Consider the following 12630-nt stretch of genomic DNA (forward strand, 5'->3'; position numbering starts at 1 on the left):
GGCGCTCTGAGTGCGCCCATTAGGATTGACTTCGATAGTGCTTATTCTTCGTCAGTCTTGTAAATCGTCATATTATGGAATGCATAAGCTGCTTCAAATGCACTCTTTTGGAAACGCTTAAGCTCAAGGCCTTCGAAATCTACCTGAGGTGGATTGCGTTTTAACTGCTCTTTGATAGCAACAGGTGACACTAATGTCACGTTGACTGGCAGTATTTGAATAAGGGCTTCTAATTTAAAGCTAGTTACGCTGCCAGCGCCTTTGCCTTTTTGCTCACGTTCGATAATGACGATTTCATCGACTTTGTAGTCTTCAATCAACTTACCAAAAGCAAAGTGAAAATCACGCATGGTTTCAGCATTTTCTGAGTTTGAAATCGCGAACGACTTTTGACGGCAATCCGGCACGTTATACGTTTCGCCTTCATAACTTAATAAACTGATGATGGCTTCGCCACCTTTTAACTCTACGCCACAAACTCTCATGATAAACCTTAAAAAAACAATATTGGGCATATTGTAGCGCTATTTATCGAAACGGTCAGCGTTTTAATGAGGTTTATGCTGCGATTAAATGACTTTTAGTCACTCTAGTGGTCTCAGAATTGCGAACAGAATGTGCTTTGCTGAAAACAGCTATTTTAAACGTGATGTTGAAGGGCGGGATTGACTATGTTGGATCAAAAAAGCCGCAGTGATAATCATCAATGCGGCTTTTTTAGCTTAAATGAATTGCGAACGGTTTAGCACCATCAGAGTGCTAAACATCAAGATAAGCAAATTTAGTCTTCAGGCGTATCTTGTAGCTTAGATTTTGGTTTTCTAAGCATTGGTGCATCGCCTATGTCTACGCCAGTGGCAAAACGTCTATCGCGATTAGCTGCAGCTTTGGCTGTCGACTTTCTCTTAGCTGTGGCGGCTTTCTTTTTCGCTGTTGCAGCAGGCTTTGCTTTAGACGTTTTTACTGCCTTAGCCTTTAAGCCACTGAACTTAGCTTTAAGGCCGTCAAGCTCGCTGAAGCTAAAGGTCTTATTTAGGAAGGTTTGTACTTGAGTAAAGTTAACCCAGTCTTTAGGTCCAACAAGCGAAATAGCATCGCCTTTAGCGCCAGCACGGCCAGTACGGCCAATACGGTGAACATATTCTTCAGCAAACTTAGGCATATCAAAGTTAATCACTAATGATACGTTTAATAGATCCAGTCCACGAGATGCTACATCTGTCGTCACCAAAATTTGCTGCAAGCCACGGCTAAACTCATCCATGATTTGGTTACGCGCGTTTTGTTTTAGCTCGCCGCTTAACGATGCGGTTTTAAAACCTTCAGCCGCTAACTTTGTCGCTAAACGGTCAGTATCTTGTCTTGTGGCAGTAAAGATGATGATCTGCTTTTGCTGCTCTTCTTTTAGAATACGAGTCAAAATAGCTTCTTTATGATCTAAGTGATCACATAAGAAGATACGTTGAGTAATATCTTTGTGTTCTAAGTTACTGGCACCAATTGCGACATGCTCTGGGAACTTCAATAGCTCGTTGGCAATGTCGTTTACATCGCCGTGATCTAAGGTGGCAGAAAACATTAGGGTTTGACGGCGCTTATGGTCTGCCGCGTTGTTAATTTGCTTCAACTGCTCAGCAAAGCCCAGATCTAGCATGCGGTCAGCTTCATCTAAAATCAGCAGTTCAAGGCCGTTAAGGTGAAGATGATGTTGTTTTAGGTGGTCAGCTAAACGGCCTGGTGTTGCCACAACAAAATGTGGATCACGGGCTAAGGCTTTAGCTTGGTCATTAAAGTTCTCACCACCTAAGATTTTGGTTGCCTTGAACTGGGTATTGGCAACTAATAATCGCAGCTGGCTGTACACTTGAGTGGCAAGCTCTCGGGTCGGTAATAGAATGACCACGCGAGGATCACGTTTACTCAATGCTTTACACGAAATCAGTCTTTGCATCGCTGGCAACAAAAAGGCTAATGTTTTACCTGAGCCTGTTTTAGACGACGCCATTAAATCTTTGCCTGCAAGGGCGACAGGAATGGCTTGCTCCTGGATCTCTGTTGGGGTGTCAATGCCCATGTGCTTAAGACTTTGTAACAGACGTTGATCCAGTGCGAAATCGGTAAATTGCAAAGGTGTACTCCTTAAATGATACGACCGCACATTATAACCTACAGATTTACCAATGCGCTACGAATACCCGTCAACTTTGTTCTTCAAGTGGAGAGATTTCTGCTAAAATGCTTAGCCTTCTAGGAATAACCTTCGTCTAGTGTCGCCGATTAACCATTTTCTCAGTTGACTATACGATGGGTGTTATCTAGTACAAATTGATTAAGTACTTATCTAGCTTGACGTAAATTTTAGTGACGTCGAGTGATGTTTACAAGTTGATAGCAGGCGCTTTGGCATTGAGTTGAAGCGTCTAGTTTCAAGCTGACCTATGGAGTTATTTTAACGTGTCTACAAACAAACAATCAGTACGAATAGGTTTAGCGTTAGGTAGCGGAGCTGCAAAAGGTTGGGCGCATATTGGTGTACTTAACGGTCTAGCCAAAATGGGGATCTATCCCGATAAAATTGCAGGCTGCTCAATTGGAGCCTTAGTTGGCGCAGCTTACGCCAATGACCATTTAGAAGAGCTTGAGAGCTGGGTGCGCAGTTTTAGCAGCTGGGATGTACTTGGGCTGATGGATATCAGTTGGGGCCGTGGTGGTCTTATTGGTGGCGAGCGTGTGTTTGATGTGTTGCAGCAGCGCATTGGCGACCTGCAAATTGAAGACTTAAAAAAGCCGTTTGCTGCCGTTGCAACTGACCTTTATTCTGGTCAAGAAATTTGGTTTAGAGAAGGGGACTTAAGGCATGCCGTTCGAGCATCTTGTTCTATGCCGGGTATTTTGCCTCCTGTTAAAGTTGGCGAACGTTGGTTAGTCGATGGTGCTGTTGTCAACCCCGTGCCCGTTTCGGTGAGCCGCGCGATGGGCGTAGATCTCGTTATTGCAGTCGATCTGCATGGGCTTCGCCGTGGTCGTATGCAAGTTTTACCCATTAATATGAAAAGCAATAAGCCGACAGTGGAAGAAGAGCAAGAGGCGGAGCAGCATCAAGATAAAGGCTTTACCGATCTGTTAGCTCGTGGGCGTGGTTATATCTCCGGCTTAACCGATAAGTTTTCATTAGGGAGTAAGGGCGGTGCAGCGCATAATCCTAACCCTGGTATGCTAGCAGTCATGCAGCAATCGATGGAAATTTTAGAAGGGCGTCATAAGCGAGCGCGTTTGATGGGCGATCCACCGGATATCTGTATCGTGCCAGATATGGGCAACATAGGCACCATGGAGTTCCATCGAGCGGAAGAAGCGATTGCTGCTGGTGAAGCTGCTGTCGAAAAGGTGGCCCATTTGATTGAAGCTGCTTTGGTACAGCACGGGGGCTAATAGCCTTTGGTGCTAAAGTAAAAGAAATAAAAAAGGCGCTGTTAGCGCCTTTTTTGTGACATTTTCATCAGTCTTTGTTCTCAGTTTTATTTCGCTTTATTGACCAAAAACGTTAAGCGAGTTTAACAACCATTTTTCCGCGATTTTTGCCTTCAAACAAGCCAATAAAGGCATCAGGCGCATTGTCTAAACCTTCATATATCGTTTGCTCAGCTTGCACCTTACCTTCTGCTAGCCATTTACCCATTTGCGCAGCGAAGTCGCCGTAGTGCTCCCAGTGCTCAAATACGATAAAACCTTCAATCTTTAGCTTCTTTATGATGATTTGCGCTAGGTTACTAGGTCCTGGTGTCGGCACTGTATCATTGTATTGGGCAATCATACCGCATACCGCAATTCGGCCATGATCTTTCATATGGTTAAGTGCTGCAAAGAGGTGCTCACCGCCCACATTTTCAAAATAGACGTCAATTCCTTCAGGTGCAGCCAGACCAAGAGCGGCATCTAAATCACCACAGGTTTTATAGTTAATGACAGCGTCAACACCTAAGCTTTTAAGGTACTGGGCTTTTTCATCTGAACCGACAGAGGCAACAACACGTGCGCCCATCAGTTTACCTATTTGCACCGCTACGCTGCCTACCGCGCCAGATGCAGCTGATACGAAGAGTGTTTCACCCTGTTTTAGCGCTGCAATACGATTAAGGCCCGTCCAAGCTGTCATACCAGGCATGCCTAAGACACCAAGAAAATGCGACTCACAAATAGGTGTATCAGGCAGGCGAGTTATCTCTGTGCCGTCGGTGATAAAATGGCTGCGCCAGCCAAACATGCTGTTAACTTTGCTGCCAACAGGAAAGTCAGGGTGTTGTGATTCAATGACCTCACCAATCGCTCCCCCTTCTAATGCTTTACCTAGCTCAAAAGGTGCAATATAGCTCTTTCTGTCAATCATGCGTCCACGCATATAGGGGTCGACAGACATCCAAAGGTTTTTCACCAGAAATTCACCGGGCTTAATAGCAGCTAGAGTGAGTTCTGCTTGGTTAAAGTTGTCAGTTGTTGGCATGCCTTCAGGGCGAGACTTAAGTTGAATGATTTGAGATTTCATATCTTTCCTTTATTTTGTTTGCGCGCAAAGTAATTGAATGCATCATAGTAAAGCTTTACACATATTGCAAATGCTTTGCGCGCAAAATAATTGCTCGCAAATAAAAGTGGTGTAAGCTAGTTTTGACACCTGATGTGAGTTAAAATTAGTAAAATTTTGACTTGCCTAAGTGTAGTAGCAGTGACCAACAACGACTCAAACGACACGTCTAACAATTGTCTTTCTGATAACGTCTGCTTTGCGCTCTATACGGCTAACAACGCCTTAATGAGAGCTTACCGTCCGTTATTGGAGCAATATGAGCTGACATACCCACAATATTTAGTCATGCAGTCATTATGGCTACAAGACAGAGTAAGCTTGACGCTGGTATCACAATCGACCCGGCTCGATATGGGGACGTTGACCCCTATCGTTAAGCGACTTGAGACTAAAGGTTTTCTAAAGCGACTGGCTGATGAAACCGATGAGCGTAAAAAGGTGATAGCGTTAACCGATGCCGGTCATAGCCTTAAGCTTGAAGCCTTGGCGCTCAAACAAACCTTGTTAGCAAAGGTTGATATGAACCCGGAGCAAGTTGAACAACTTAGAACGTTATGTTTGTCCTTAACCCATGCGTTGACGCAAAAATGACCAGTTGATTTTCTAGTTAACAAGTCGGCACGTTAAATGCTTTAGAGATCCCTATACTCTCTTTACGCCGGCTTTTTGACGATGAATCCACTCAGCAGTATCAGCAATGCAATTAATAGTAATGCTCAGGTATCAGACACTTATGGCGTTAATAGTGGCCAGTCAAATGTTGGCGGTGCAGGGGCTGTCGCTGCACTAGGAGCGACAGCGCCTCAAGCTGAAACGACGGAGCTGACAAAAAATGATAATACGCTGGTATTATCTGGCCGTGCAGAAAGAGCACAGAAAATCGAGGCGATGGCTAACGATTTCTTCAAAGGAGGCCAATTTACTTCGGCACAATTACCGTCCCTTATTCAACGTCTTTATCAAGATGGCATTCTCAGCGAAGGCCAGCTCAACCGATTATCTAATAGCGGTTTCGACATCCCGCCAGCAGAAGTGCAGCCTTTATCTGACTTTATTGATGAACAGCGCAGTACGTTAACCAATAGCGAACAAGACCGAGAGCTTGCCGAGCTGCTAGACAACGCGAAGTGGGTCATGGGGGCAATGGATGTATCGCAATCTCCTTTAGTTGCACAAAAGGCTAACCGGGTTTCGAGCCAAATTACTGACTTGTTACAATCTGAAAGGCCATTGACGGAAGTGCAACAGAACCAGTATCAAGGGTTGAAATCGTTGATGCAGCTCGCTGCAATGACTGGCGAACATCAGCAAGAAAATGGTCAGCTCAATAGCTACCTTGCATTAGCCAAAAGGCATTAGTATTTGTCTATGTGTGATTTTACTTTTGTAGTTGAGAATACATTTTGAGCTGGATTCTTTCTGCAAGAGAAGGATCAATTGCTACTTGTCGCTCGCCCTTTTTTAAAGCTTCCAATAAGTTGCGGCACACGTAATGAATAAAGAATTTTACCTGCCTATTTTTATCCACAATTTATACCTAAATTATACTGTCACTAGCCCGCTTCCATGAGTTCGTCAAGGCCATAATTTGAGATCAGTGGCTTTGTAGACAGAACTGTTTTCTTATTGTCTTCCTCTTTTAAAATGATGATCTGGATCAAAGTACTTATCGTTATTTTATAGCTTAATGCGCCACATATTGTGATTTATTGAAAAAGTAGCACTATATATAGTGTTGCTTTGATGAGCGAGCTGAAGAGGATTTATACAATGCCAGTGGTTATTAAACGGGATGGTTACCGTACGCCTTTTGACGAAACAAGGATTAAAGACGCCGTGATAGCAGCTGCTAACTCGGCAGGTATTGAGTGCGCTGAATATGCACAACAGATTGCGGAAAATGTGAGAGAAAGTGTTTCGCAGTTAGCAGAAGTTAATATCCATGATCTGCAAGACACCGTTGAAAACTTGCTCATGGAAGGGCCGTATAAATCTTTGGCGCGCGTTTACATCGAATACCGTCACGATAGAGATATCAATCGTGAAGTTAGCAGCCGCTTGAATAAAGAGATCCGTGGTTTAGTTGAGCAAAGCAATGCGGCTTTGTTGAATGAGAACGCTAATAAAGACTCTAAAGTGATCCCAACTCAACGCGATCTGCTTGCGGGTATCGTGGCTAAGCACTATGCAAAATGCCACATTTTGCCTAAAGATGTCGTTGCCGCACATGAGTCTGGTGAGATCCACTACCACGATTTAGATTACGCGCCATTCTTCCCGATGTTTAACTGTATGCTTATTGATCTTAGCGGCATGTTAACTCAGGGCTTTAAGATGGGTAATGCTGAAATTGAAACCCCGAAGTCAATTTCTACCGCGACTGCAGTGACCGCACAAATTATTGCGCAAGTGGCAAGCCACATCTATGGCGGTACAACGATTAACCGTATCGATGAAGTATTGGCACCCTTTGTGGCGAAGAGTTACGACAAGCACTACCAGGTAGCGCTTAATTGGGGCATTACCGACGCAAAAGCGTTTGCCACTGCGCAAACTGAAAAAGAGTGTCACGATGCATTTCAGTCATTAGAGTATGAAGTTAACACGCTACATACTGCAAATGGTCAAACCCCATTTGTGACTTTTGGTTTCGGTTTAGGTACCTCTTGGGAATCACGCTTAATTCAGCAGTCTATGATGACAGTGCGTATTGCAGGTTTAGGTAAAAATCGTAAAACAGCGGTATTCCCAAAACTTGTTTTTGCTATTCGCGATGGCATTAACCATAAAACCGGCGATTGTAACTACGACATTAAGCAGTTGGCATTAAAATGCGCTACCACGCGTATGTACCCAGATATTCTTAACTATGAACAAGTTGAGAAGGTGACAGGGTCATTTAAGACGCCGATGGGTTGCCGTAGTTTCTTAGGAACCTTTGAGCAAGATGGTGAGCTTGTGCATGAAGGCCGCAACAATTTAGGTGTTGTGAGTTTGAATTTGCCACGTATTGCGCTTGAAGCAAAAGGTGATGAAGCAGAGTTCTACCGTATTTTAGATGCGCGTTTAGCCATGTCTCGTAAGGCCTTGGACACTCGTATCTCTCGCCTTGAAGGTGTTAAAGCGCGCGTTGCCCCTATCCTATATATGGAAGGTGCGTGTGGTGTGCGTCTAAAAGCTGATGATGATGTTTCTGAGATCTTCAAAAATGGTCGTGCATCAATTTCATTAGGCTATATTGGTCTGCATGAAACTATTAATGCGCTTTATGGCACAGACGAGCATGTTTACGACAGCGAACTGCTACGTGAAAAAGCCATTGCGGTTATTAAGTACATGAAACAAGCCACCGACAGCTGGAAAGCAGAGTCTGGTTACGCATTCAGCCTGTACAGCACGCCAAGTGAGAACTTGTGTAGCCGCTTCTGTGCACTTGATACCAAGATATTTGGTGTGGTTGATGGCGTTACCGCAAAGGGTTACTACACAAACAGCTTCCATTTGGACGTTGAAAAACAAGTGAACCCTTACGATAAGATTGATTTTGAACAGCCATACCCAGAGATAGCGAACGGTGGTTTCATCTGTTATGGCGAATTCCCTAACATGCAAAATAACGTAGAAGCGTTAGAGAACGTATGGGATTACAGTTTTAGCAGAGTGCCATATTACGGCACTAACACCCCAATCGATGAGTGTTACGACTGTGGCTATACCGGTGAGTTTAGCTGTACCAGTAAAGGTTTTACGTGCCCTAAGTGTGGCAACCATGAACCAAGCCGTGTGTCTGTGACGCGTCGTGTATGTGGTTACTTAGGTAGCCCAGATGCAAGACCGTTTAACTATGGTAAGCAAGAAGAAGTTAAGCGCCGCGTTAAGCATTTATAATAAAAATACTAGGGGCTTAGCATGCAAATGGCTTAGCCTGTAGATATTGGGTTTGTGTACATAAAAGGTGCTGTGTTCAGCACCTTTTTGTTTTCTAGTTAAAGCAAAATTCTAGCTGAAACGAGTTTAATATGAATTATCATCAATACTATCAGACAGATGTAATTAATGGCCCCGGTACTCGTGCGACCCTTTTCGTGTCGGGGTGCGAGCACCAATGTCGTGGTTGTTATAACCAATCCACCTGGAACCCTTGTTCTGGTCACCTTTTTGATGAACAGATGCAACAGCGTATTATTGATGACTTAAATGATGAACGTATTAAACGCCGTGGATTATCGTTATCCGGTGGCGACCCTCTGTTTCCTGCAAACCTGACAGCAATTTTGTCGCTAGTTAAGCAGGTGAGGGAGCAATGCCCTGGTAAAGATATTTGGCTATGGACTGGCTACACTTTAGGCAGTTTAACGGCTCAGCAGCAGGAAATTGTCGACTTAGTCAATGTCGTGATTGATGGTAAGTTTGAGCAGTCACTTGCCGACCCCAGCTTAGTTTTTAAGGGCAGTAGTAACCAAGAGATCCATTATCTCAGGTAGATTGAGCATATTACTGACGTAACTTGTCAGTTGTTTAGCTATAAACCTAGGTTAAATTGGCTTATATACTGTTATAATGTGGCAATAATGACAAAACAGCGTCAGTTAACTGAGGCTGTTTTTGTTTCTAAACGTGTAAATTAGATTTGAATTTAAGGTCTGTAAATGAATTTAAAGCAGGAGCTGCAAACGCTCAACGATAAGTTAGACAAATTTCGTCGTAAGCTAGCAGCAGCTGAAAAGCGTACCGATCCGACTGTTATCATACAGTTTAAGCAAGAAATTGCAGCTATGACTAAACGGATCAGCGCTGTTAAAGCTCAGCAAACACGCGAGTTAAGCAAGCAAGGCGGCACGGTTACGGGTCTTCAGTTTAGCCGTGTATTAACTAAAGCCGAGCAGGCAGACATGGGTAAGTTGAAAAAGTCTGTTAAAGGTTTGGTTGTGGTTCACCCAATGACGGCTTTAGGTCGTGAAATGGGTATTAAGCAAGTCACAGGCTTTGCGCCAAAAGAGTTTTAAGCGCGTTTAGTTATTGATTTAGTGAGCCGCTTCAAGGTTATCTTTAAGCACTGGGCTTATGCTTGCTCAAGTTAAGTCTATGGCCGATTAGAGAATGCTTTAAGCCATAGACTGATTGAATATTTGAGCTAGCAAGAGTATCGTCTCAAGCATTTATTTTCTTTATCAGGACGTTTGCAGTCTCATGGAATGAGAGTTGTCGTTAAGGTTTTTTCATGTCGATTAAATACATCGCGTCTTCAAAATTACCCACCCCTTGGGGTGTTTTCGAAATGCATGGTTTTGAAGATAGTGAGACAGGTAAAGAGCACGTCGCGCTTACCTTTGGTACATTTTCTCCAGACGCGCCAATCCTCGGGCGTATTCATTCAGAATGTCTAACCGGTGATGCGCTATTTAGTTTGCGTTGCGATTGTGGTTTTCAGCTACAAACGGCGATGCAAAACGTGGCTGAAGAAGGCCAAGGTTTTATTCTTTATCTACGCCAAGAAGGGCGTGGTATTGGTTTACTGAATAAAATCCGTGCCTATGAGCTGCAAGATCAAGGTGCTAATACGGTTGAAGCGAACGAACGCTTAGGTTTTGAAGCCGATATGCGTAAATACGACATGATCATTCCTATGATGGAAAAAATTGGTGTCGCAAAAGTACGTCTAATGACCAATAACCCTCGAAAAGTGAAAGCGATGCAAAGTTTTGGCTTAGAGGTCGTTGAGCGAGTGCCACTGCAAGTGGGTAAAAACCGCTATAACGAAGGTTACCTCAAGACAAAGTCGACCGAGTTGGGTCACATGATGTCTGAGTACCACTTTACTGAAGTGGATCCTGAAGCAAAACAAGATTAATACCTTTTAGTAAAGTCTTTATTTTCTTGGCTTTACTCTGCTATACCGCTATATTCGGGCTATCGATTAGAGTTTAATTAAGTTTAAAATCAATTTATGGCCCGTTTGCGTTACCTTTCAATTCTACCTCTTTTGATTATAGTGCCTGCTCAGGCAGAGACTGATTACAGTCATTACGCATTCGCTAATTATCTAGGCAGCGGTCTTTATCGAACGTCCGGGCAAAATGCTACTGTGGCTAACATTCCTATTAGTTTTGATCTACAGCGCTCAGAGACTGAGTCCTTAGTGCTCAGAACGCCGGTTTCCATGGGTTTTTTTAACTTTACCTGGAGTGATTTGCCTGATGGCGAGTTGCCATCAAGCGTGGGAACCTTGACCGTAACCCCTGGGCTGGAGTATCGGATTAAAACGTCTGAAACTCATGAATTCCAGACCTATGCCGATCTCGGTTTTGGTACTAACTTTACCAATAGTAATGATGTGGTCATCTATTCGGCTGGGATGTCGAGTCTGCTTGATTTTGAGCTGGGCAATACCCATCCACAATGGGTTAATCGGGTATTCTTTGCGGGTTATAACACCTTGCATGATGGCGCGAGTGAGTCATATTCTGCGGTGCAGTCAGGCATTGATATTGGCACTAACTACTACTTTCAAGTCAAAGGTGTTGAGGTTGAACCGCGGTTCTTTGTTGCTGGCTATTGGTACTTTGATAAATTGAAGTTTACCACCCCGTTTGAAGAAGACGTGCTGGTGGCGAATAGTTTTGAAGTTGGTGCCACTCTGGCTTTTTCTAAACCGGTAGGTTGGGATCTGATTAATATTAAACGTTTTGGCTTGAGTTATCGTAAGGGCGATGGGATAGAGGTTTGGCGCTTAATCTTTGAGTTCCCCATTTAGATAGCGGCTTATGATAAGCGCAGCGCACTCGAATGGAATGGCTAGAGTATTTAAGAGATAGAGGCTTAAGGCTATAAATTCAAATGACTTTGGCTTAGCTTGGACTATGAATTGAAATATATCGGTTTAATCACTAAACCGATATATTGTACTGCATGTTACACAGGTTACTTGCCCCAAATCTTGGCATTCGCTTCAGGCAGTGGCTCTTGCGACTTCTTTGGCTTAGTAACAGAGATCACAGCGTCATAGTCCCTAGGTGGAGGCAAAGGTAAGTTATTCATTTTTAGATAAAGATATTCTACTTTATCTCTTGCCCATTGCGTTTTACGCAAAAACTTTAAACTCGATTTAATGCTTGGATCATGATTAAAGCAGCGGATATCAATACGGCTGCCTAACTCTTCCCAACCATAATGGTCGACAAGATCTGTTAATAAATCTTCGAGCTTTATGCCGTGAAGTGGGTTGTTTGCTTGGGTCATAGTCTTGTTGGAGCCGTCTTGTTCGTACTTACTAGAATGAACTAATTATATCAGTTTATTTGTGGTAGATCTTTAGGGATTGAATTGACAATATCCTTAAGCAATAAAAAGAGAGCCATAAGGCTCTCTTTAACGGTTATTTTCGATTTATTAGAAACTAATGCTGTTTACTCATCAGCATTTGATAACCGCCGCCATTATAGACATTGGTATAACCTTCGCTCACTAACATTTTATTAGCGATGCCACTGCGGTTACCGCTACGGCAATAGACAACGACTGAGCGATCTTTGGCGATCTGTTGTTTTGCAAATGCGCTATCGATTTGCTGATAAGGAATATTGATGGCGTTTGGTAGGTGGCCTTGAGCAAACTCTTCAGGGGTACGAACGTCCACCACTAAGGCGCCGGCTTCAATTTTTTGCCAAGTGACCTTAGGGTCTTGGTCTGCGGCCATGGTCAACGTGCTAAACATGATTAGCAGTAAGCTTAGGCCTAGCAACCATGTCATTGTTTTTGGTTGTTTTTGCTGCAAATTAAAAGCGTTACTCATCAATATACCTTTATTTATCATTATTTAATCTTGATTGGCAGTCGCTAACTCTGCTTCTGATTTGAAGCCAAACTTACGCAATATCATCGCTGCCGGACAAAATCCAGTATAGGCGCTTTGAAATAAATTAGCTCCTACAAAAACCGTGAGCCAGATAAAATTATTGTTAATCCAAACAGTTAAGGCTAAAGATACTAAAACCATAAACCCTGCAAATGCCATAATGGCGCGTTCAATAGACATAGAAACTCCT

General features: G+C 43.4%; 14 protein-coding genes. 8 read left to right on the top strand and 6 right to left on the bottom strand.

The annotated features are described in order from the left end of the window. Window positions 1-41 precede the first annotated feature (41 nt). Together ACVBIK_RS09070 and ACVBIK_RS09075 are read right to left on the bottom strand one after the other, a co-directional pair. A complete protein-coding gene (locus tag ACVBIK_RS09070; protein ID WP_447161301.1) occupies window positions 42-485 on the bottom strand; it encodes a DUF3010 family protein in 444 nt (147 codons plus the stop codon). A 296-nt stretch (window positions 486-781) separates the two neighbouring features. Beyond that, on the bottom strand, window positions 782-2128 hold the full coding sequence (locus ACVBIK_RS09075; RefSeq protein WP_447161270.1) for a DEAD/DEAH box helicase: 1347 nt from the start codon (window positions 2126-2128) through the stop codon (window positions 782-784). A gap of 326 nt (window positions 2129-2454) precedes the next feature. On the opposite strand from ACVBIK_RS09075, the gene rssA reads away from it, so the two are divergent. Next, window positions 2455-3432 (top strand): patatin-like phospholipase RssA, encoded by a 978-nt coding sequence (gene rssA, locus ACVBIK_RS09080; protein WP_447164091.1) that lies wholly within the window; start codon window positions 2455-2457, stop codon window positions 3430-3432. A gap of 112 nt (window positions 3433-3544) precedes the next feature. Here rssA and ACVBIK_RS09085 read toward each other — a convergent pair whose 3' ends face one another. Continuing rightward, window positions 3545-4543, bottom strand: coding sequence for an NADP-dependent oxidoreductase (locus ACVBIK_RS09085; RefSeq protein WP_447161272.1), 999 nt, complete (start codon window positions 4541-4543; stop codon window positions 3545-3547). A 180-nt stretch (window positions 4544-4723) separates the two neighbouring features. On the opposite strand from ACVBIK_RS09085, the gene ACVBIK_RS09090 reads away from it, so the two are divergent. From ACVBIK_RS09090 to ACVBIK_RS09120, 7 genes are all read left to right on the top strand, one after another. Next, window positions 4724-5176 (top strand): MarR family winged helix-turn-helix transcriptional regulator, encoded by a 453-nt coding sequence (locus ACVBIK_RS09090; RefSeq protein ID WP_447161273.1) that lies wholly within the window; start codon window positions 4724-4726, stop codon window positions 5174-5176. Window positions 5177-5257: 81 nt separating this feature from the next. Continuing rightward, a complete protein-coding gene (locus ACVBIK_RS09095) occupies window positions 5258-5944 on the top strand; it encodes a hypothetical protein (protein ID WP_447164089.1) in 687 nt (228 codons plus the stop codon). A 411-nt stretch (window positions 5945-6355) separates the two neighbouring features. Then, window positions 6356-8473: an anaerobic ribonucleoside-triphosphate reductase gene (gene nrdD / locus ACVBIK_RS09100; protein WP_447161275.1), complete on the top strand. Its 2118-nt coding sequence runs from the start codon at window positions 6356-6358 to the stop codon at window positions 8471-8473. Between the two features lie 131 nt (window positions 8474-8604). Beyond that, window positions 8605-9069 carry an anaerobic ribonucleoside-triphosphate reductase-activating protein gene (gene nrdG / locus ACVBIK_RS09105; protein ID WP_447161276.1) on the top strand — a complete coding sequence of 155 codons (465 nt, stop codon included), beginning with the start codon at window positions 8605-8607 and terminating at the stop codon, window positions 9067-9069. A 165-nt stretch (window positions 9070-9234) separates the two neighbouring features. Beyond that, window positions 9235-9591: a YibL family ribosome-associated protein gene (locus ACVBIK_RS09110; RefSeq protein ID WP_447161277.1), complete on the top strand. Its 357-nt coding sequence runs from the start codon at window positions 9235-9237 to the stop codon at window positions 9589-9591. A gap of 215 nt (window positions 9592-9806) precedes the next feature. Continuing rightward, window positions 9807-10436: a GTP cyclohydrolase II gene (ribA, locus tag ACVBIK_RS09115; protein ID WP_447161278.1), complete on the top strand. Its 630-nt coding sequence runs from the start codon at window positions 9807-9809 to the stop codon at window positions 10434-10436. Between the two features lie 96 nt (window positions 10437-10532). Continuing rightward, on the top strand, window positions 10533-11339 hold the full coding sequence (locus ACVBIK_RS09120; RefSeq protein WP_447161279.1) for a hypothetical protein: 807 nt from the start codon (window positions 10533-10535) through the stop codon (window positions 11337-11339). 167 nt (window positions 11340-11506) lie between these two features. On the opposite strand, the gene ACVBIK_RS09125 is transcribed toward ACVBIK_RS09120, so the two are convergent. The 3 genes from ACVBIK_RS09125 to ACVBIK_RS09135 all read right to left on the bottom strand — a co-directional run bounded on the left by ACVBIK_RS09125 (window position 11507) and on the right by ACVBIK_RS09135 (window position 12620). Beyond that, window positions 11507-11824, bottom strand: coding sequence for a VF530 family protein (locus tag ACVBIK_RS09125; RefSeq protein ID WP_447161280.1), 318 nt, complete (start codon window positions 11822-11824; stop codon window positions 11507-11509). A gap of 157 nt (window positions 11825-11981) precedes the next feature. Continuing rightward, window positions 11982-12377: a rhodanese-like domain-containing protein gene (locus ACVBIK_RS09130; protein ID WP_447161281.1), complete on the bottom strand. Its 396-nt coding sequence runs from the start codon at window positions 12375-12377 to the stop codon at window positions 11982-11984. A 24-nt stretch (window positions 12378-12401) separates the two neighbouring features. After that, window positions 12402-12620, bottom strand: coding sequence for a YgaP family membrane protein (locus tag ACVBIK_RS09135; RefSeq protein ID WP_447161282.1), 219 nt, complete (start codon window positions 12618-12620; stop codon window positions 12402-12404). Between the last annotated feature and the right edge of the window lie 10 nt (window positions 12621-12630).

Source organism: Shewanella sp. 125m-1, assembly GCF_052977065.1.

What these genes read in the sequence shown, in the direction of transcription:
- nrdD (WP_447161275.1), top strand. Translation starts at nt 6,356, where the DNA reads ATGCCAGTGGTTATTAAACGGGATGGTTACCGTACGCCTTTTGACGAA.
- ACVBIK_RS09135 (WP_447161282.1), bottom strand. Translation starts at nt 12,620, where the DNA reads ATGTCTATTGAACGCGCCATTATGGCATTTGCAGGGTTTATGGTTTTA.
- ACVBIK_RS09095 (WP_447164089.1), top strand. Translation starts at nt 5,258, where the DNA reads ATGAATCCACTCAGCAGTATCAGCAATGCAATTAATAGTAATGCTCAG.
- ACVBIK_RS09110 (WP_447161277.1), top strand. Translation starts at nt 9,235, where the DNA reads ATGAATTTAAAGCAGGAGCTGCAAACGCTCAACGATAAGTTAGACAAA.
- ACVBIK_RS09070 (WP_447161301.1), bottom strand. Translation starts at nt 485, where the DNA reads ATGAGAGTTTGTGGCGTAGAGTTAAAAGGTGGCGAAGCCATCATCAGT.
- ACVBIK_RS09130 (WP_447161281.1), bottom strand. Translation starts at nt 12,377, where the DNA reads ATGAGTAACGCTTTTAATTTGCAGCAAAAACAACCAAAAACAATGACA.
- ACVBIK_RS09125 (WP_447161280.1), bottom strand. Translation starts at nt 11,824, where the DNA reads ATGACCCAAGCAAACAACCCACTTCACGGCATAAAGCTCGAAGATTTA.
- nrdG (WP_447161276.1), top strand. Translation starts at nt 8,605, where the DNA reads ATGAATTATCATCAATACTATCAGACAGATGTAATTAATGGCCCCGGT.
- ribA (WP_447161278.1), top strand. Translation starts at nt 9,807, where the DNA reads ATGTCGATTAAATACATCGCGTCTTCAAAATTACCCACCCCTTGGGGT.
- ACVBIK_RS09085 (WP_447161272.1), bottom strand. Translation starts at nt 4,543, where the DNA reads ATGAAATCTCAAATCATTCAACTTAAGTCTCGCCCTGAAGGCATGCCA.
- ACVBIK_RS09120 (WP_447161279.1), top strand. Translation starts at nt 10,533, where the DNA reads ATGGCCCGTTTGCGTTACCTTTCAATTCTACCTCTTTTGATTATAGTG.